This is a genomic window from Stenotrophomonas sp. ZAC14D2_NAIMI4_6, assembly GCF_003086875.1.
Classification (GTDB): Bacteria; Pseudomonadota; Gammaproteobacteria; order Xanthomonadales; family Xanthomonadaceae; genus Stenotrophomonas.
Map to the genome: position 1 here is coordinate 297,725 of NZ_CP025996.1, position 19,323 is coordinate 317,047.

The following is a 19,323-nucleotide window of genomic DNA, read 5'->3' on the forward strand; positions in this document are numbered from 1 at the left end:
GTTCATGCGTATCCTTCTGGTCGAAGACGAAGCCCCGCTGCGTGAGACCCTGGCAGCCCGGCTCAAGCGCGAAGGTTTTGCCGTCGATGCAGCACAGGACGGCGAAGAAGGCCTCTATATGGGCCGCGAAGTGCCGTTCGACGTCGGCATCATCGACCTGGGCCTGCCCAAGATGTCGGGCATGGAGCTGATCAAGGCCCTGCGCGATGAAGGCAAGAAGTTCCCGGTCCTGATCCTGACCGCCCGTTCCAGCTGGCAGGACAAGGTCGAAGGCCTGAAGCAGGGCGCCGACGATTACCTGGTCAAGCCGTTCCATGTGGAAGAGCTGCTGGCCCGCGTCAACGCGCTGCTGCGCCGCGCCGCTGGCTGGAGCAAGCCCACCCTGGAATGCGGCCCGGTGGCCCTGGACCTGGCGGCACAGACGGTCAGCGTGAGCGGCAGCAACGTGGACCTGACCAGCTACGAGTACAAGGTGCTGGAATACCTGATGATGCATGCCGGTGAACTGGTCTCCAAGGCCGACCTCACCGAACACATCTACCAGCAGGATTTCGACCGCGACTCCAACGTGCTGGAAGTGTTCATCGGCCGCCTGCGCAAGAAGCTGGACCCGGACGGCGAACTGAAGCCGATCGAGACCGTGCGCGGCCGCGGCTACCGTTTCGCGATTCCGCGCAACGAGGGCTGAGCCGGCTCACCCTGGCGATAGCATGATGTCCGGCCGTCTGTGGTTCTTCCGACGCTGGCGGCCGCGCTCACTGCAGGCGCGCCAGACGTTTGCCGCGTCCGTGGGCCTGGTCGCGTTCCTGGCCCTGGCCGGTTACGCGCTCGACGCCGCCTTCGCCGATACGGCGAAGGCGAACCTGCGTGAGCGCCTGAAGAACTACGCCACCGCCTATGCGGCCGGCATCGACTTCACCCGCGACCGTTCGCTGTACATCCGCGAACAGCCGCCGGATCCGCGCTTCGACGTGCCCGGCAGTGGTCTGTACCTGCAGGTGGTGATGCCCGACGGCAAGGGCAATTCCATGTCCGCCGAAGGCCCCATGCTGCCCACCGTGGGCGGTGGCCTGCTGGCGCCGCGCCAGGAAGCGTTCGAAGGCCCGCTGCCGATGATCCAGATCGATGGCAGCCAGGGCTCGGTCTACCGCTATGGCCTGGGCCTGGTGTGGGACGCCGACGCCGATCCGGCCACCGAATTCCCGTACACCATCTACGTGATGGAAGACTCGCGCGCGCTGGGTGCGCAGCTGCGCGTGTTCCGCAGCCGCGTCTGGTTCTACCTGGGCGGCATCGGCCTGATCCTGCTGCTGCTGCAGACGGTCATCCTGCAGTGGAGCCTGCGCCCGCTGCGGCGGGTGATCACCGAGTTGACCAAGGTGCAGCGCGGCGAAACCGAGCGCATGAGCGAACGCCACCCGCGCGAGCTGGAGCCGCTGACCGACAGCATCAACGCCTTCATTGAAAGCGAGCGCGAGAACCTGGAGCGCCAGCGCAATACCCTGGCCGACCTGGCGCACAGCCTGAAGACACCCATTGCCGTGCTGCGCACGCAGATGGACAGCGGTGCCGGCGACAATGCGCTGCGCGAAGAACTGGACGTACAGCTGCAGCGCATGAACAACCTGGTGTCCTACCAGCTTGCGCGTGCGGCATCGTCGGGCCACAAGCTGTTCTCTGCACCGCTGCCGATCGAACCCAACGCCGAAGAAATCGTGCGTGGCCTGGAAAAGGTCTACGCCGCCAAGGGCGTGCTGTGCGAATTCGACATCGACCCGGCGGCGCGCTTCCACGGCGAGCCGGGCGACCTGCAGGAACTGCTGGGCAATCTGCTGGAAAACGCCTTCAAATGGGCCAAGCGCCGCGTGCTGCTGACCGCCCAGCCGTTGCCGGCGCCGAACGCGCGCCGCGCCGGCCTGCTGCTGGCGGTGGACGACGATGGCCCGGGCATTGCCCCGGATGACATCGGCAAGGTGCTGCAGCGTGGCGTGCGCGGCGATGAGCGCGTGCAGGGCCACGGCATCGGTCTGTCGATCGTGCAGGACCTGATCAAGGATTACCGCGGCGAACTGCTGGTGGCCCGTTCCAGCGAACTGGGCGGCGCCCGCTTCGAAGTACGCCTGCCGCCGGGCCCGTGATCCCCGCCGCTACCGCTGCGTTGTAGAGTCGAGCCATGCTCGACTGCTCTTGGCCTTGGGCGATGATTCACCCGACCATCGCCGGCGGCGCGCCATACAACCGCCGCAGATGCGCGGCGACCTCGGGCAGTGCCTCGGCCAACAGATCCGGCGCGGAAAAATGGTATTCACTGGCCACCGCGAAGAACTCTTCCGGGGCCTCGGCCGCATACGGGTCGATCAGCGTTTCCACGCCCGCATCCACCTGCGCGCAGAAGGCATCGTAGGCCTGCTGGAACGTGGCTGCCCATTCGCGCTGCCAGTCGCGCGGCAGTGGCGGGGTGCCATCCATCGCCCCGTCCAGCGCATCCAGCTTGTGCACCATCTCGTGCACCGCCACGCAGAAGCCGTCGTGCGGCGCGGCCAGGTCGGCCTGCACATCGGCCCACGACAGGATCAGCGGACCGCTGTCCCACGCTTCGCCAATCAGCTCGTCATCCCATTCGTGCAGCACGCCGGCCGCATCCATGTGGCTGCGGTGCACGCGGAACGCATCGGGGTAGATGATCAGCTGCGACCAGCCCTGCAGCCCCACCTCGCCAAATTCCAGCAACGGCAGGCAGCACAGCGCCGCCAGCAGCACGCCGTCGGCCACCTGCAGTTGCAGCCCGCCGACCGGGGTCAGGGTCTTTTCGTGCAGGAAGCGCGTGGCCAATACGCGCAGGCGCGCGCGCCGCGCATCATCCAGGCCGCGCAGCCACGCCGCGCGCTGGCAGGCATCATCCCAATGGGCATCTTCGATCGGCCGCGGCGTCGGCCGCAGCCACTGCAACAACGACCTGATCAGCGGAACATGCCCGGCAGGTAGCTGTGCCACTTCGGTGCGCGGATGCGCGGCAGCACATCGTCATCGCCGCCACCGCCGGTGGTGGTGCTGGCCGCAGGGCGTACCGGCGCCGGCTTGGCCGCTGCGCTGGTGGGCGCGGCGCTGGGCGCGCGCTGTGAAGCGGCATCCCCCGCCGAATACACACAGGCACCCCGGCTGTCATCGAGCGCTGCCGTTGCAGACGCCGCGAAGGGCATCGTCAGCAGGATCAGGCAATGGGCATAACGGCGCATTGACGACATCCACGTTAAGGGGAGGTGAGTTCCCGATCATAGCCCGAACCCGGCCCCGCCGTGGAAGCCCCCCGGCGGGCGCCTGCCCGGCCTTTCCCGCATAATTCCTGCCTGACCTGACGGAAACTGCCGTGGACGATCGCCAACTGCTGGCCAAACTCGCTGCCGGTCGCCTGTCCGGCGATGCCCTGGCCCGTGAGCTGGGCCAGACCCGGGCCGCCATTTGGAAGCGGATTCAAGGACTTAGAGCCGCTGGTGTGGATGTCCAGGGGCGCGCGGGCGAGGGCTACGGCCTGACCCGGGCGCTGGAGCTGCTCGACCCCCAGGCCATCCGCAGCCGCCTGCCTGCCGACGCCCAGGCCCTGCTGCACGACCTGCAGGTGGCCTGGACGGTGGACTCCACCAACGCCGAATTGCTGCGCTGCAGCGCGCCCGTGCGCGGGGTCAGCGTGCTGCTGGCCGAGCGCCAGACCGGTGGCCGCGGCCGTCGTGGCCGCAGCTGGGCCTCGCCGCTGGCCGCCCATGTCTACCTGTCGGTGCTGCGCCTGTTCGAAGGCGGCCTGGGCCGTCTGGCCGGGTTGAGCCTGGTGGCCGGCGTGGCCGTGGCCGAAGCGCTGCACGATCTGGGCTTCACCCAGGCGCAGCTGAAGTGGCCCAACGATGTGCTGGTGGACGGTCGCAAGCTGGTCGGCCTGCTGGCCGAAGGCGGTGGCGAGTACGCCGGCCCGGCGCGCGCGGTCATCGGCATCGGCATCAACGTGCATATGCCGCCTGCCTTCGGTGAGGAGATCACCCAGCCGTGGGTGGACCTGGATACGCTGGCCGGCACCGTGGTGGACCGCAACCAGGTGGTGGCCGCCGTGCTGGCGCGCCTGCTGCCGGCGCTGGAAACCTTCGACCGCGACGGCCTGGCGCCGTTCCTGCCGCGCTATGCCGCGCTGGACATGCTGGCCGGCCAGGAGGTGCGTGTGGAACTGGATGGCCAATGGCAGCACGGCACCGCGCTGGGCCTGGCCGACGATGGTGCTCTGCGCGTGCGCATCGATGGCCGCGAGCGCCTGCTGCACGCCGGCGAAGTCAGCGTGAGGGCGGCATGAGCGATTGGTTGTTCGATCTGGGCAATTCGCGTTTCAAGTTCGCGCCGCTGCAGGGCAACCGTGCCGGCGATGTGCAGGCCTGGGCGCACGGCGCCGAAGGCATGGCCGCGCAACCCGAGCACAGCCTGCCCAGCGGGCGCGTCGCCTTCGTTGCCAGCGTGGCCGCACCGTCGCTTACCGCCGCGATGCTGGACCAGCTGCAGCGCCGCTTCGACGAAGTGCGCGTGGTGCGCACCAGCGCCGAATGCGCGGGCGTGCGCATTGCCTATGCGAAGCCGGAAAAGTTCGGCGTGGACCGCTTCCTGGCCCTGCTGGCAGCGGCCACCGCGCAACGGCCGGTGCTGGTGGTCGGCGTAGGCACCGCGCTTACCCTGGACCTGCTGGATGGCAACGGCCAGCACCACGGCGGCCGTATTTCCGCATCGCCCACCACCATGCGTGAAGCCCTGCATGCGCGGGCCGTGCAGTTGCCGGCCACCGGCGGCGACTACAGCGAATTCGCCAACGACACCGCCGATGCGCTGGCGTCGGGCTGCGATGGCGCAGCGGTTGCGCTGATCGAACGCAGCGCGCAGCAGGCGCAAACGCTGCTGGGCATGCCGCCGGCGCTGCTGGTGCATGGCGGCGGCGCACCGGCGCTGATGCCGTTGCTGCCGAGCGCTGACTACCACCCGTCGCTGGTGCTCGATGGCCTGGCCCGCTGGGCGGTGCACCCGGCAGCAGGCTAGTATCGGCGCATGCTGACCCGTGCCCTGATTGTCGTACTGGCCATCCTCAACCTGGGGGTCGCCAGCTGGTGGCTGCTGCGAACCGAACCCACGCGCGCACCTGCGCCAACGCCGCCCAGCGGCGTGGCCGAACTGCGCTGGCTGCCCGGCGGCACCGACGCGGTGGCCGTGGCACAGACCGCTGCCGCGCCGACCGAAGCGCTGGTAGCGCGCGAAGCCGCGCCGGGCGCCGCGCTGGCGCCTGCTGACGCACCGGCTGCTGCGCCCACGCCCACCGCCGCCGCGCCGCTGGCCGCCGTGGCCAAGCCCGCCGCACCGACCCCGCCGGTCGCTGAAACCCCCGCGCCGGAAAAGCCTGCGCCTGAAAAGCCGGCCGCGCCGCCACGCTGCATCGCGCTGGGGCCGTTTGCCGACCGCGCCGCCGCCGTGGCCGCGCAGGGCCGCACCGGTTCCCTGCTGGCGCCCGCCCGCCTGCGCGAACAGCCGGCCGCCAGCGGCAGTGCCCGTTACCGCGTGCTGCTGCCTGCTGCGGCCAGCCGCGATGACGCACAGGCCACGGTCAAGCGCATCGTCGCCGCCGGGCTGAGCGACTACTACATCATCGGCCAGGGCGAAGAGGCCAATGCCATTGCCCTGGGCCAGTACCGCAACCGCGAAGGCGCTGAACGGCGCATGGCTGCCGTGCAGGCCGCCGGCTTCCAGCCGCGCCTGGTGGCCAGCGGCGAAGCCGGGCAGTGGTGGCTGGAAGGGCAGTTGGCCAGCGGCAGCGAGCCGGCCCAGGTGCAGCAGCGCAGCGCCGCCGCACAGCAACGGTCGCTGGACTGCACGCGACTGCGCTAGAATCGGGTCCCGGCCGCGCCAGGCGCCGCCGGCGCAGCACCCCATGCCGCTTTAGCTCAGTTGGTAGAGCAACTGTCTTGTAAACAGTAGGTCATCCGTTCGATTCGGATAAGCGGCACCACCTGGGATTGACCATGTGCCCCGGAAGCGGGGGCAGCCAGAAAAGCCAGCGCAGTGCGCTGGCTTTTTCGCACCTAGGCCTACTGCAGCCGAATCAGCTCGTTTCCGATCTGCTGGCAGCGTTGCAGCATCGACTCGCCGGATGGCGTTCCAAGCCGGATGGTGCCGTCCACCAGCAACGGATAGGTCTCAAGCCGCACACGATAGGCCTGCTGCGACGAGATGCGTACTGCCCGATCACCTGAAGCAAGTGGGGCTCCGGGCAAGCTCTCTCCCTTGATGAGCCCGTTGATCTTGAGTTGGGCACATAGCCCTGCGTAATAGGCACTTCTTTCGTCGCGCGCTCGGGGATGCTTGGTAGCGTACCCCAATGCATGAAGGCTCTCATGCGCAACCAGGTCAACCAGATTCGCGAAGGCTTGTGGTTGATCGCCGTAGACGTGCGATGCAAGTGCAAGTGTCCTACCTGTCGCAAAGCGGCCAAGCGATCTTGTCCGTATCGTCCCTGCAGTGCCTTCTGGCACGAGCAGGACCCGATAGCTGTTCGAGGCTGCCGGTATCCATGACTCGGCCAAGGCCGCCGCCGCATCGATCCGTGAACAGACATCTTCAGCAGCGATCCCAAGCCCATCCGCGATCTGCAGGCTGATACTCCGCTCAGTGTTTGCACAGAGGTGGGCATGAGTGGTGCCTACGTCGGTTCGACCAGGCAGTAAGGAAGCTGTGTGGAAGTAGCGAAGAGGACCAATAGGTACCGAAACAACTTCGGTGTAACCCGATGACGCAACGCCCTTGGGCAGTGTGGTGGTCGCGCAGCCTGCAAGACCCATGGCGCAGGCGCTGACCAGGAAGCTTGCGATCCTGTGCATTCCTTCTCCGCATGAAAGCGGGGACTGACGTGCCCGCTCCGGTGAATCAACCGACTTGTCATTTCCGTGCCCACGCTCGGCGTTGAGTGATTAACACACCGGCGGTCCTCGAGTTCAAGAGACAACAGGACGATCGCAGGACTCTTGACCGCGTGTAGCCTATGGGCTACAGTTCTGCCGTGGAGATCAAGCGCACTTCCCAGTTCGCGACATGGATCGACGACCTGAAAGACGTGGCCGGACGTGCTCGAATTCTGGCCCGGATCCGCAGGCTGGGCGAGGGGAACCCTGGGGACCACCGGAATCTGACAGACGGTATCTCCGAGTTGCGCATCGATGTAGGACCTGGCTACCGGGTGTATTACACGCAGCGCGGTAAGACGTTGGTCATTCTGCTGGTTGGCGGAGACAAAAATTCCCAACAGCGGGACATTCAGAAAGCGAAGGCGCTGGCCCTCGACCTCTAAGGCGAGGCGCTGCGACCGGAACAACCGTAGAGCCCGGCGAGGCCAGACAGGAGCACTACACCATGAGTTCCAGCAAGAAGACCGCAGCGGCGACCTTCGATGTTGCCGAGCACCTTCGTACGCCCGAAGAGATGGCTGCCTACCTTGACGCATGCATCGCCGAAAGTGATGGCGACTCCGCATTCATCGCCAAGGCACTTGGCGATATCGCCCGTGCCCAGGGAATGAGCAAGGTCGCCCGCGACGCAGGCCTGTCCCGTGAGAGTCTGTACCGCGCCCTTTCGGGCGAGCGCAGTCCGGACTTCGCCACGATCCTCAAGGTGACACGCGCACTCGGTGTGCAATTGCACGCGAGTGCACTGTGACGAGTCGCGCCGGCGCAGCGTGTGCAGCGCAAGCGGTTGCATTGCCTCAGCGCTGCTGATCCCTCAGGAACAACCAGGTAACCAGCGTGGCATCCGGTCCCTGCGGATCGGTGAACGGCAGCCCCGAGGTGCTGCCGCTCCACGCATGCCCCATGCCCTGCACCACGTAGTGCTGCACCAGCGTGCGGCCGCCGTACTGGTAGCTGTAGACCGTATAGGCATGCCCGCCCGGCACCTGCCCGTTGAAAATGCTGGTTGGCGTGGTGCCCACCGAATCGTTGTCCAGGCCGTCGTCGGCCAGATCGTTGGTCTGCAGGAACTGGCGTACCGCCTGCTGGCCGTTCACCGGGTTCACCGTGGTATCGGCGCTGCCATGGAATACCAGCACCGGCAGCGGTCGCGGCGATGGCGATCCCGAACACTGCCATGCCAGCCGCCCGTTGCTGTCAGGTGAGTAGATGCTGCCGGCCAGCAGCGCATAGGCGCTGCCCGATACCGTGGTCGCGCCCTTGTACATGCCACCGGCATGCACCGCACCGGCGGCGAACACATCCGAATAGCAGGCCAGCATGATCGAGGTCATCGCTCCGCCGGCGGAAATGCCGGTCACATACACCCGGCGCGGGTCGACGCTGTAAGCGGATTTCACCGCGCCCACAATGCCGGCCAGGATCGACGCCTCGCCGCTGCCGCGCGCCTGGTTCACCGGCAACTGCCAGTTCCAGCAGCGCCCGCCATTGGCGGTCACGTTCTGCCGCGGGTACACCACGATGAAGCCCTCGCTGTCGGCCACCTCGTTGAAGCCCGATGCCTCGCCCATCAGGTTGGGCCCGGTCACGCAGCCGTGCAGCACCAGCAGCACGGGCAGCGGCTGGCTGGTCTGGTAGCCGGCCGGCACCCAGACCTGGTACTCGCGGCTGCCAAACAGGTTGCCGTACACCCCGGCATCCCAATGCCCTTCGGCGCCCGCCGCCGCAGCGCTTGCGCCCATGGCCAGGCACAGGCACAACGCCCGCCCTGCCGCTCTGATCGAATCGATGACAGCGTTCATGCCAGCTCCTGGTGCGTGCGCGATGGCCGCCGGTGACGGCGCGCCCAGTATCCCGATCCGGCCCGGGCTGCCGACTGGACCTAGGTCCACTCGCCGGGCCCCGGCCGCACCGCTAGCCTTGGCACGATGGGCGGCGTGGGCCACCCGCGTGGCACTGGGGAGGAGCGAATGAAACGGAATTGTTTGAGCCTGATGATCGGCGCGCTGGTGGTGTCCGGGCCGGTACTGGCCCAGCAGGCGGCAGAGCCTGCGCCCAGCGCGGGCAAGGCGGCCACCGCCACCAACCTGGACAGCATCATGGTCACCGCGCGCAAGCGCGAAGAGACCCTGCAGGAAGTGCCGGTGGCCGTCACCGCGTTCACTTCCGAAGCGCTGGACAAGATGAACGTGCAGGACATCAGCGATCTGGACGCGCAGGTGCCCAACCTGACCATCTACGCGGCGCGCGGCGCCAGCAGCACGGTCACCGCGTACATCCGCGGCGTCGGCCAGTCCGATCCCACCTGGGGCGCCGACCCGGGCGTGGGCATCTACCTGGACGATGTCTACATCGCTCGCCCGCAGGGTGCGCTGCTGGACGTGTTCGACGTCTCGCGCATCGAAGTTCTGCGCGGCCCGCAGGGCACGCTGTACGGCAAGAACACCATCGGCGGTGCGATCAAGTACATCTCGCGTGGCCTGCCCACCCAGAGCGAAGGCTTCGCACAGATCACCGTGGGCAACTACAGCCAGCTGGACGCCAAGGCGGCCATCGGCGGCCCGATCGGCGGCGCCGACAGCGGCCTGCGCGCGCGCGTGGCAGTGGCCAGCATGAACCAGGATGGTTTCGGCGAAAACACCTTCAACGGCCAGCCGGTCAGCGACAAGCAGATCAACGCGGCGCGCTTCAACCTGGGTGCCTACGCCGGCGATGATTTCGATGTGCAGTTCGCGCTGGACTGGATCGACGACAAATCCGGCATGCGCGGTTCGAAGATGCTGGCGCCCAACCCGTTCCTGCCGGCGTTCCAGCCGATGGACAGCCGCTACGACATCCGCTCGGGCATGCGCAACCTCAACAACGTGGAAAGCAAGGGTGCGTCGGCCACGGTGAACTGGCGGCCCAGCGAGGACGTTGCGCTGAAGTACGTGGTGGCCAAGCGCGAATCGGACAGCGATGGCAACGTCGATTTCGATACCACGCCGGTGAAGCTGGCCGACGTGAGCGGTACCTACCACGACGACCAGATCAGCAACGAACTGCAGTTGAACTACGATGCCGGCGGCCGCGTGCGCGGCGTGGTCGGCCTGTATCAGTTCAGCGGCGAGGCCGGTGGCCAGATCCAGAACAACTATTTCAGTGCGCAGTTCGCCGACAACCAGGGCAAGGTGCTGACCGACAGCATCGCCCTGTATGCCGACTGGACCTTCGACCTGACCAACAAGCTGAAGCTTGACCTGGGCGCGCGCTACACCGACGAGGACAAGCGCGCGATCGTGCTCAACCGCCTGTATGCCGATCCTGGCTTCAGCCGGCCGGTGGCGGTCACCGCCGACTTCGACAAGAAGACCAACTTCAGCAACGTCTCGCCCAAGGTCTCGCTGGACTACCAGATCACCCCGGACGTGATGGTCTATGGCCTGGCCACGCGCGGTTTCAAATCCGGCGGCTACAACATCCGCGCCAATGCGGTGGCGGTGCCGCGCTCGGCCGAGCCGTTCGACGATGAAACCGTGGACAGCTTCGAGATCGGCAGCAAGATGGGCTTCTTCGCCCAGCGCCTGTTCCTGAACCTGTCGGCGTTCCACAACAAGTACAAGGACATCCAGCTGTCGGTGTTCACCGGCATCGACACCAACGGCGATGGCGTGGCCGATGGCTTCTTCGGTGACTTCACCAACGCCGGCAAGGGCACGGTGAACGGCCTGGAAATCGAGTACCAGTACCTGCCCACCCAGCACTGGCTGATTTCCGGCAACCTGGCCTGGCTGGACACCCAGTACGACGAGTACATGGACCGCGGCGTCAACGTGGCCGACCAGATGAAGTTCACCAACGCTCCGGACTTCTCCGGCGCGGTGAACGTGGAATACCGCACCGATCTGGCCAACGGCGGCAATCTGTCCGCACGGGTGACCTACAGCTACCAGAGCGAGGTGTGGCCGACCACCGACCTGAGCCCGGTGATCCGCCAGGACGGCTACGGGCTGGTCAATGCCGGTGTCATCTGGCGGCTGGATGATGCCTGGACGTTCTCGCTGCAGGGCACCAACCTGACCGACAAGGAATACCGCACCACCGGCTACAACATTCCGGCGGTCGGTACGCTCATTGGCTTCTATGGCCCGCCGCGGCAGTACAGTCTGAGCGTCCGTTACGATTTCTAGGGGTGAACTGCATGACGCCGTCTTACCAGGATCTGTACTGGAACAGTGACGATGGCCTGCGCCTGCATGCGCGTGACCATGCACCGGCAACCGGGGCCGCGCCACGCGGCACCGTGGTCTGCATTCCAGGCCTGACCCGCAACGCGGCCGACTTCGATGCGCTGGCCGCTTCGTTGTCGGCGGCCGGCTGGCGCGTGCTGGCGGTGGACCTGCGCGGGCGCGCCGGTTCGCAGCGCGCCGCCGATCCGGCCAGCTACAACGCGCGCACCTACGCCGACGACATGGTGGCGCTGCTGCGCACGCAGGGCATCGACAAGGCGGTGTTCATCGGCACCTCGCTGGGCGTGCTGGTCACCCTTACCGTGGCTTCGCGCGCACCAGAGCGCGTGGCAGCAGCCGTACTGAACGATGCCGGCCCGAAGGTGCCACGCGAAGCGCTGGCGCGGATCGGCAAGTACGCCGGCAAGCCGCTGCCAGCCATGGACCTGGCCCAGGCCACCGCGTACGTGGAATCGATCGGCAAGGCCGCGTTCCCGCGCTACGGCAGCGACGATTGGCGGGCGATGGCGCAGCGCACCTTCCGCGTGCGTGACGACGGCCTGCTGGAACTGGACTACGACCCGGCGGTGATCCGTACCACCCGGCCGTGGCTGCTGTGGCTGCTGCGCCCGGTGCTGTGGCGGGCGGTCCGTGGGCTGACGTCGCGCGTGCCGGTGCTGGTTGTGCGTGGCGCGCTGTCGGACATCCTGCCGGCTGATGTGGCGCGGCAGATGGTGGCCACTTCCGACCAGGCCCGTCTGGTGGAAGTGCCGGCAGTCGGCCACGCACCGATGTTGAACGAGCCCGAGGCGCGCGATGCGATCCTGGCTCTGCTGGAGCGTGTGCGGTGACCACCGCCCATGCCGAGGCCTTGCCGGTGGCCCTGCAGGATCTGTGGCGCTGGGCCGCCAGCGAGCGCCTGGGCCCACCCAGGCGCATCGACCAGGCCCGCATTGATGCCTTCGCCGATGCCACCGGCGACCACAACTGGATCCACGTCGATCCGCAGCGCGTCCGCCGCGACCTGCCGGGTGGGCAGACCATCGCCCATGGCTTCCTGCTGCTGGCGTTGACCGTGGAAGACGATGTGGCCGCGCTGGCCGGCTTTGCCGGCATCGCCCACGTGCTGAACTACGGCTTGAACAAGGTGCGCTTCCTGGCCCCGGTGCCCAGCGCCAGCGAGGTGCAGGTGCGCTCGCGGCTGGTCAGCCTGGAACCGAGGCAGCCCGGCCAGTGGCTGCTGACCCAGCACAAGACCGTGGAAGTGGTACCGGGCGGGCAGGTGGCCGTGGTGGCCGAACAGCTGTCGCTGGTGGTGGTCGCCGCCTAGCGCGGGCCGCTGCACGGCGCCACGGGTTCTCTCTACACTGGAGCGATGTTGACGCCCTCGATCGTCCTGTTGGCCTGCATCGCGTGGACTGTACTGCTGTTCGGCGTTGCGCTGTGGGGCGAACGCAAGGGGCACCGCCTGGCGCGTGCATGGCCGATCATCTACGCCCTGTCACTGGCGGTGCACTGCACCGCGTGGACCTATTACGGCGCGGCATCGCAGGGTGTGCAGTGGGGCTTCCCGGTGCCGCCCACGCTGATCGGCATGGCGCTGATCTTTGCCTTCGGCCTGCCGTTCCTGCTGCGGCTGGGGCGGTTGGCCAAGCAGCACAACAGTGCCACCCTGGCCGACCTGGTGGTGGCGCGCCTGCGCAGCGACCAGGGCCTCGCCATCACCATCACCGTGGTGGCGCTGTTCGGCATCATTCCCTACATCGCGCTGCAGCTCAAAGCGGTCAGCCAGGGCCTGGGTGCCTTGCTGGGTGATCACTTCGCCGCCAATGGCTGGCGGCTGGACATGTCGTTCTGGTTCGCCCTGACCATGGCCGCGTTCACCCTGCTGTTCGGCGCGCGCAAGGCATCGGCCACCGAACACAACCGCGGTATCGTGGTGGCGCTGGGGCTGGAATCGGTGCTGAAGCTGGTGGCGCTGCTGGCCATCGGCCTGTATGCCGCGCTGTCGGTGCAGCAGTCCGGCACGCCGCTGCTGCAGAAGATGGTCACCCTGCCGCCGCCGGCGGTCATCCCCGATTTTTTGACCATGGTGCTGCTGGGCGCGCTGGCCGCGTTCACCCTGCCGCACCAGTTCCACGTGGGCGTGGTCGAGTTGCGCCAGTCGTCCGATCTGAAGACGGCGCGCTGGCTGTTCCCGCTGTATCTGCTGCTGATCGGCCTGCCGTCGGTGCCGATGGCGCTGTATGGCGCGGCGCAGTTGCCGCCGTCGGTATCGCCAGATTTGTACGTGCTGGGCCTGCCGCTGGCCGGTGGCCACCATCTGCTGGCCCTGGTGGCCTATCTGGGCAGCCTGAGCGCGGCCACCGGCATGATGATCCTGTCCGGCCTGACCCTGTCGATCATGCTGGGCAACCACGGTGTGGGCTCGCGCCTGCTGGGCGGCATGCAGGGCGGCGACGCCGGTGCCGACCTGCGCCCGCGCGTGCTGGCCCTGCGCCGCGCCGGCATCGTCGCGGTGTTCCTGATGTCCTGGCTGTACAGCCGCGCGATGAGCGATACCGAAGCGCTCAGCGATTTCGGCCTGATGTCCTTCACCGCACTCTCGCAGCTGGCACCGGCGGTCCTGCTGGCGGTGTACCGCCCGCGCACGCCGGCGCCGGCCATCATGGCCGGCATCGTGGTGGGCTCGCTGGTGTGGCTGTGGCTGGTGCTGCTGCCGATGGTGGTGCCGGCGCCGCAGCCGGGTGCCAGCGGTGATGGCCTGCACTGGCTGGCCCTGCTGTCGGTGCGGCTGCAACCGGGGCACATCGCCATCAGCATGTGCGCCAGCCTGGCCGCGAACCTGGTGGCGATCGTGCTGGTAGCGCGGGCGGTGCACCCGTCGCTGCCGCGCCAGCGCAATGCGGTGGCTGCGGCCACCATGCGCCGCACGGCCGGGCGCTTCCTGGGCCAGGAACGTGCGCGGCAACTGATGGAAGGGCATGCCGGGCAGATGCTGGAAGGCGAGCGTGTGACCGCCATCGAGCGCGAACTGACCGCCGTGGTCGGCGCCGGCATGGCGCGCCTGCTGGTGGAAGCCGCGCGCGACGGCGGCGCGGCGCCGCTGGATGCGGTCACCCGTGCGGTGGGCGAGGCGACCCAGGCGCTGCGCTTCAACCAGCGCCTGCTGGAGGCCGCGCTGGAAAACATGAGCCAGGGCATCAGCGTGGTCGATGCGCAGTTGCAGTTGGTGGCCTGGAACAGCCGCTATGCCGCGCTGTTCCGCTTCCCGCCGGAACTGCTGCAGGTGGGCCGGCCGGTGGTGGACCTGACCGCGTGGGCGCTGGACCAGCTGCAGATCGGCCAGCGGGCCGGTGACAGCCCCGACCACGCGCTGCAGCGCCGCGTGGCCCACATGCGGCGCGGCACCCCACATCTGTCCGAGCGCATCTTCCCGGACAACACCATCGTTGAAATCCGTGGCAACCCGATGCCCGGCGGTGGTTACGTGGCCACCTTCACCGACGTCACCGCCTTCCGCCGCGCCGAGGATGCACTCAAGCGCAGCAATGAAACGCTGGAACGGCGGGTGCAGGACCGCACCGCGCGGCTGGAACAGGCGGTGCACGAGGCCGAACGGGCCAACGTGGCCAAGACGCGTTTCCTGACCGCGGTGGGCCACGACCTGATCCAACCGTTGCACGCGGCCCAGCTGCTGGCCGACGCCATGTCCCAGCACATCGATTCGGAATTCCTCGGCAGCTTCCTGCGCCAGATCCGCGGGGCGCTCGATTCCACCGACGATCTGCTGTCGGGCCTGTTGGACATCTCGCGCTTGGAAGCCGGTGGGCTGGTACCCGACCCGCGCCCGTTCGCGCTGGCCACCGTGCTGGACCCGCTTGCGCAGGAATTCGCCGTGCTGGCCGCCGCGCGTGGCCTGCAGTTCCGTTACGTGCGCACGGCGGCCTGGGTCCACAGCGATCCGCTGCTGCTGCGGCGGGTCCTGCAGAACTTCCTGGCCAATGCGATCCGCTACACCCGCCAGGGCGGGGTGTTGCTGGGCGTGCGCCGTCGCGGCCCGGCGCTGCTGATCGGGGTGCATGACAGCGGCCCCGGCATCGCGCCGGAACAGCAGTCCATCGTGTTCGAGGAATTCCACCGCGGCGACCGCAGCAATGGCCAGGGCCTGGGTCTGGGGCTGACCATCGCCCACCGTATTGCCCACCTGCTGCATGCACCGTTGCAGTTGCACAGCGTGCTCGACCACGGTTCGGCGTTCTCCATCAGCGTGGCGCGCGCCACACCGCCGGTGGTCCAGCGCCCGCAGGCCGCGAGCGGCGGCAGCAGTGCCATCAAGGGCACCCGTGTGCTGGTGGTCGACAACGATCCGGACGCGCTGTACGCCATGCAGCAGATGCTGCTGGCCTGGGGCTGCGATGTGGTGGCCGTTGCCGATGCGGGCGCCGTGGGCAACGCCGCGGCCGATGCCGCGCTGTGGTTGTTCGACTACCACCTGGACGCGGGCGATACCGGCGTGGCGCTGTGGCAGCGGCTGGTGGCCGCGCATGGTCCGCGGCCGACCGTGGTGCTCAGCGCCGATACCGGCAGCGAGGTGCGCGAGGCCGTGCGTACGGTGGGGCTGTCACTGCTCAACAAACCCTTCAAGCCGCTGGCCCTGCGCTGGGCGATCAACCACCTGCTGGCCACGCCCACCAGCGTGGCGGATTGAGGCCTCAGGCGTCCTGGGTGTCTTCAATCTGCCGCGCGGGATCGGTCAGGCCCATTTCGTGCAGCACGCGGATCGCCTGCGCGCGGTTGCGCACGCCCAGCCGTTCCATGATGCGCGTCATGTGCGCTTTCACCGTGCGCAGCTGCACGCCCAGGCGGTCGGCAATCTGCTTGTTCAACAGGCCCTCGGCCACCAGGCTCAGCACCTTGTACTGGTGCGCCGACAGGCTGGACAGGCGCGCGGCCAGGTCGGCGTCCTTGTTGAACGGCGTGACCCGCGCCACCGCTTCGCGCAGCAACGCCGGAATCCAGCGCTCGCCTTCCAGCACGGTCTGCAGCGCGTGCTGCAGGTCGTTCAAGCCGGAACTCTTGGGCAGGTAGCCGGCCGCGCCCAGATCGATCGCGCGGCGGATCACGTGCGGTTCTTCGTTGGCCGACACGATGATGATCGCCAGCCCTGGCTGCAGCGCGCGGATGGTGGCCAGCCCGGCCAGGCCGTGGTTGCCCGGCATGTGCAGGTCCAGCAGCATCAGGTCGATCGGCTGGCTTTCCAGTGCTTCCAGCACGGTTTCCAGCGAATCGGCCTCGCTGATCTGAAGGTCGGCCACGGCGTCCTCGGCCGCGCGGTGCAGGGCGGCGCGGAACAAGGGGTGGTCGTCGGCGATCAGCAGGCTGGGCATGTTCTGGCGAGGTTAGCAAAACCGCTGCGGCCGGGCACAGGTACCTAGGTACGCTGGCGTGGCCTGCGTGGATCGCTAGTGTGGCCGATGAACCCGGCCGCCCTGATGCGGCCCACAAGGAGCGCACCATGCCAACGGAACACGCCGCCGCGCCGGCCTACCCGCTGTTGATCAAGCAGCTGCTGCATACGCCGCTGGCGACGCGGCCGCAGCAGGAAATCGTCTACGGCGACCGCGTGCGCTTCGACTACCGCACCCTGCAGGCGCGCATCGGGCAACTGGCCGGCCTGCTGGCGTCGCTGGGGGTGAAGCAGGGCGATACCGTGGCGGTGATGGACTGGGACAGCAATCGTTACCTGGAAAGCTACTTCGCCGTGCCGATGCTGGGTGCGGTGCTGATGATGGTGAACATCCGCCTGGCACCGGAACAGATTGCCTACACGCTGAACCACAGCGGGGCGCGGGTGATCCTGGCCAACCGCGATTTCCTGCCGGTGCTGGACGCGCTGCACGAGCAGCTGCCCGACCTGCAGACCCGCATCCTGCTGGACGATGAGGACGGCCCGCTTCCGCCGGGCTTCGCCTGCGAATACGAGGCCGGCCTGCACGCGGCCACACCGGTTACCCGCTTCCCCGATTTCGACGAGAACACGCGCGCCACCGTGTTCTACACCACCGGCACCACCGGCCTGCCCAAGGGGGTGTGCTTCAGCCACCGGCAACTGGTGCTGCATTCGCTGGCGGCCATGGCCGCGCTGGGCAGTGCTGCCAGCCAGGGCCGCCTGCATCGCGACGATGTCTACATGCCGATCACGCCCATGTTCCATGTGCACGCCTGGGGCGTGCCCTATGTGGCCACCTTGATGGGCATCAAGCAGGTCTACCCGGGGCGCTACCTGCCGGCACGGCTGCTGCAGCTGATCGCCCGCGAACAGGTGACGTTCTCGCATTGCGTGCCCACCATCCTGCACATGCTCTTGGAGCACCCGGATGCGGCACAGGTCGATCTGCGCGGCTGGAAGGTGATCATCGGCGGTGCGGCGCTGCCGCGTGCGCTGGCCCAGCAGGCGCTGGCGCGCGGCATCGATGTCTTCGGCGGCTATGGCATGTCTGAAACGTGCCCGCTGCTGACCCTGGCGCAGATCGACCCCGACGCAGTGGCCGATGCGGAACAGGAACTGTCACTGCGCACCAAGGCCGGCATTCCGGTGCCGCTGGTCGAACTGCGCATCGTCGATGCGCAGATGCAGGACGTCGCCCACGACGGCAGTGCCACTGGCGAAGTGGTGGTGCGCGCGCCCTGGCTGACCCCGGGCTACCTGCACAATCCCGACGCATCGGCGGCGCTGTGGGAAGGCGGCTACCTGCATACCGGCGACATCGGCAACATCGACAGCGGCGGCTACCTGCGGGTGACCGACCGCATCAAGGATGTGATCAAGACCGGCGGTGAATGGATCTCGTCGCTGGCACTGGAAGACATCATTGCGCTGCACCCGGCGGTGAGCGAGGTGGCGGTCATCGGCATTGCCGATGACAAGTGGGGCGAACGGCCGCTGCCGCTGGTGGTGCGGCAGGCCGGCAGCGAAGTGAGCGAAGCGGAGATCATCGAACTGGTGGCGGCACGCAGCCGCACCGGCGATATCTCCCGCTACGCCATTCCGCAGCGGGTACGCTTCGTCAATGCGCTGGAACGCACCAGCGTGGGCAAGATCAACAAGAAGAAGCTGCGCAGCCTGCACGATCCGCAGGGGGGCGCACCGCCGGCGTGATCCGGCTCAGGCGGCCTGCAGCTGCTGCCCCACGTATTCGGCCAGCCCGCGGCAGGCCAGCAGCAGGCCTTCGCGTGTGGCGTCGCCGATATCGTCCTTGGTGGCCCCATCCACGCGCACGCGTTCGGCCGCGTGCAGCAGTTCCAGCACCGTGGTCAGGCCGGTGTTGGCGCGGTCGGCGCGGGCCAGCGCCTGGCCCTGTGCTGGCGAGCAGACCGGCCGCCGCCAGGGTTGGCCATCGGCCGCTTCACCGGCGCGCAGGCGCTGCAGGCAGGCGGGCAGGGTGAGCGGATCGGGCACTTCGTTGGCGGCGGCAAAGGCCGCTTCCAGCGGGCGTGCCAGTTCCGGCGGCAGCTGCGCGGCAGCGTCGCCCAGGGTGGCGGTCAGAAAGGGGTGCGGCGGTCGGGTCATGCGGGCATCCTCGAAGCGGGGCAGAGCGCCACCGGCTGCGGGTGGCGGGCGATGCGTGGTTCCAATCCCGGTGATCTTGACGAAGCCGGTGGGCACGAGGCCCCCACGCACCGCCCGCCATATGGACGCGGACGGATTGCCAGCCGGCGTCGCGCACGGAACGACGACGCCGGCTGGCAAGCGTAAACAACATCAAGATCTTCGGGGTTGGAAACCCGGCCACCCGTTGTCGGTGGCGATTCATGATTGGCACGCGGGAAGAGGCTGCGCCAATTGATTCTCGCGATGCATTCGCGCTTTCTGATCGGAAAGTTGAATTGTCGTTTTTGGCTAAAAGCGCTGATTTCAAGGCAAAAACGACAGAACGCGCGGTGCGCACGGACGCGCAACATGCGCAGCATCGCGACGTGCGTCATCGGCCAGGTGCGCGTCGCCCTGCAAAGGTCGCTTAACCGCGTGGGTGCTCCTGCATCCCACCACGTCCACATGATGCTGTCCACCGCGTGCTGCACCGGCCGCGCCCCTGCTGCACCGCCGCGAGTGGTGTCACACGCCTCTGGCTAGACTGTGC

The 19,323-nt window shown here is 67.8% G+C and carries 18 protein-coding genes and 1 tRNA gene; 13 read left to right on the forward strand and 6 right to left on the reverse strand.

Features of this window, described 5'->3' with window-relative positions:
- Window positions 1-4: 4 nt before the first annotated feature.
- The gene (locus C1933_RS01265) at window positions 5-688 is read left to right on the forward strand and encodes a response regulator transcription factor (RefSeq protein ID WP_053520384.1); all 684 of its coding nucleotides are present in this window, start codon (window positions 5-7) and stop codon (window positions 686-688) included.
- A gap of 25 nt (window positions 689-713) precedes the next feature.
- Window positions 714-2,138: a sensor histidine kinase gene (locus C1933_RS01270; RefSeq protein ID WP_108754693.1), complete on the forward strand. Its 1,425-nt coding sequence runs from the start codon at window positions 714-716 to the stop codon at window positions 2,136-2,138.
- Window positions 2,139-2,205: 67 nt separating this feature from the next.
- Here the strand turns inward: C1933_RS01270 and C1933_RS01275 are convergent, their stop codons facing one another.
- The gene (locus C1933_RS01275; protein ID WP_108751870.1) at window positions 2,206-2,952 is read right to left on the reverse strand and encodes a M90 family metallopeptidase; all 747 of its coding nucleotides are present in this window, start codon (window positions 2,950-2,952) and stop codon (window positions 2,206-2,208) included.
- Between the two features lie 8 nt (window positions 2,953-2,960).
- Window positions 2,961-3,236, reverse strand: a complete 276-nt coding sequence (locus tag C1933_RS01280; RefSeq protein WP_108748150.1) for a hypothetical protein — start codon at window positions 3,234-3,236, stop codon at window positions 2,961-2,963.
- 131 nt (window positions 3,237-3,367) lie between these two features.
- Between C1933_RS01280 and birA the strand changes: the two genes are divergently transcribed.
- The 4 genes from birA (at window position 3,368) to C1933_RS01300 (ending at window position 6,022) form a co-directional block, all read left to right on the forward strand.
- On the forward strand, window positions 3,368-4,333 hold the full coding sequence (gene birA / locus C1933_RS01285; protein ID WP_108751871.1) for a bifunctional biotin--[acetyl-CoA-carboxylase] ligase/biotin operon repressor BirA: 966 nt from the start codon (window positions 3,368-3,370) through the stop codon (window positions 4,331-4,333).
- A complete protein-coding gene (locus C1933_RS01290; protein ID WP_108751872.1) occupies window positions 4,330-5,061 on the forward strand; it encodes a type III pantothenate kinase in 732 nt (243 codons plus the stop codon). The genes birA and C1933_RS01290 overlap by 4 nt, the downstream gene beginning before the upstream one ends.
- Before the next feature lie 9 nt (window positions 5,062-5,070).
- Window positions 5,071-5,901 (forward strand): SPOR domain-containing protein, encoded by an 831-nt coding sequence (locus C1933_RS01295; RefSeq protein ID WP_108751873.1) that lies wholly within the window; start codon window positions 5,071-5,073, stop codon window positions 5,899-5,901.
- Between the two features lie 45 nt (window positions 5,902-5,946).
- Window positions 5,947-6,022: transfer RNA gene (locus C1933_RS01300), tRNA-Thr, on the forward strand.
- A gap of 79 nt (window positions 6,023-6,101) precedes the next feature.
- Here the strand turns inward: C1933_RS01300 and C1933_RS20060 are convergent.
- Window positions 6,102-6,890, reverse strand: a complete 789-nt coding sequence (locus C1933_RS20060) for a hypothetical protein (protein ID WP_159093927.1) — start codon at window positions 6,888-6,890, stop codon at window positions 6,102-6,104.
- A 179-nt stretch (window positions 6,891-7,069) separates the two neighbouring features.
- Between C1933_RS20060 and C1933_RS01305 the strand changes: the two genes are divergently transcribed.
- Both C1933_RS01305 and C1933_RS01310 read left to right on the forward strand, forming a co-directional pair.
- Complete coding sequence (locus tag C1933_RS01305; RefSeq protein ID WP_108754694.1) at window positions 7,070-7,357, forward strand: type II toxin-antitoxin system RelE/ParE family toxin; 288 nt, start codon at window positions 7,070-7,072, stop codon at window positions 7,355-7,357.
- Window positions 7,358-7,419: 62 nt separating this feature from the next.
- Window positions 7,420-7,722: an addiction module antidote protein gene (locus C1933_RS01310; protein ID WP_108751874.1), complete on the forward strand. Its 303-nt coding sequence runs from the start codon at window positions 7,420-7,422 to the stop codon at window positions 7,720-7,722.
- Window positions 7,723-7,768: 46 nt separating this feature from the next.
- On the opposite strand, the gene C1933_RS01315 is transcribed toward C1933_RS01310, so the two are convergent.
- Complete coding sequence (locus C1933_RS01315; RefSeq protein ID WP_108751875.1) at window positions 7,769-8,773, reverse strand: PHB depolymerase family esterase; 1,005 nt, start codon at window positions 8,771-8,773, stop codon at window positions 7,769-7,771.
- A 168-nt stretch (window positions 8,774-8,941) separates the two neighbouring features.
- Between C1933_RS01315 and C1933_RS01320 the strand changes: the two genes are divergently transcribed.
- From C1933_RS01320 to C1933_RS01335, 4 genes are read left to right on the forward strand one after another with little or no spacing between them, the layout of a single operon-like run.
- The gene (locus tag C1933_RS01320; protein WP_234414615.1) at window positions 8,942-11,140 is read left to right on the forward strand and encodes a TonB-dependent receptor; all 2,199 of its coding nucleotides are present in this window, start codon (window positions 8,942-8,944) and stop codon (window positions 11,138-11,140) included.
- An 11-nt stretch (window positions 11,141-11,151) separates the two neighbouring features.
- Complete coding sequence (locus C1933_RS01325; RefSeq protein ID WP_108751877.1) at window positions 11,152-12,030, forward strand: alpha/beta hydrolase; 879 nt, start codon at window positions 11,152-11,154, stop codon at window positions 12,028-12,030.
- Window positions 12,027-12,509, forward strand: a complete 483-nt coding sequence (locus tag C1933_RS01330; RefSeq protein ID WP_108751878.1) for a MaoC/PaaZ C-terminal domain-containing protein — start codon at window positions 12,027-12,029, stop codon at window positions 12,507-12,509. The genes C1933_RS01325 and C1933_RS01330 overlap by 4 nt, the downstream gene beginning before the upstream one ends.
- Before the next feature lie 45 nt (window positions 12,510-12,554).
- On the forward strand, window positions 12,555-15,890 hold the full coding sequence (locus C1933_RS01335) for a PAS-domain containing protein (RefSeq protein WP_108751879.1): 3,336 nt from the start codon (window positions 12,555-12,557) through the stop codon (window positions 15,888-15,890).
- Window positions 15,891-15,894: 4 nt separating this feature from the next.
- Here the strand turns inward: C1933_RS01335 and C1933_RS01340 are convergent, their stop codons facing one another.
- Entirely contained in the window at window positions 15,895-16,569 is a 675-nt protein-coding gene (locus C1933_RS01340) for a response regulator transcription factor (RefSeq protein WP_108748159.1), read from the reverse strand.
- A 128-nt stretch (window positions 16,570-16,697) separates the two neighbouring features.
- On the opposite strand from C1933_RS01340, the gene C1933_RS01345 reads away from it, so the two are divergent.
- The gene (locus C1933_RS01345) at window positions 16,698-18,341 is read left to right on the forward strand and encodes a fatty acid--CoA ligase (protein ID WP_108754695.1); all 1,644 of its coding nucleotides are present in this window, start codon (window positions 16,698-16,700) and stop codon (window positions 18,339-18,341) included.
- A gap of 6 nt (window positions 18,342-18,347) precedes the next feature.
- Here the strand turns inward: C1933_RS01345 and C1933_RS01350 are convergent, their stop codons facing one another.
- Entirely contained in the window at window positions 18,348-18,752 is a 405-nt protein-coding gene (locus tag C1933_RS01350) for a hypothetical protein (protein WP_108751880.1), read from the reverse strand.
- Window positions 18,753-19,323: the final 571 nt, after the last annotated feature.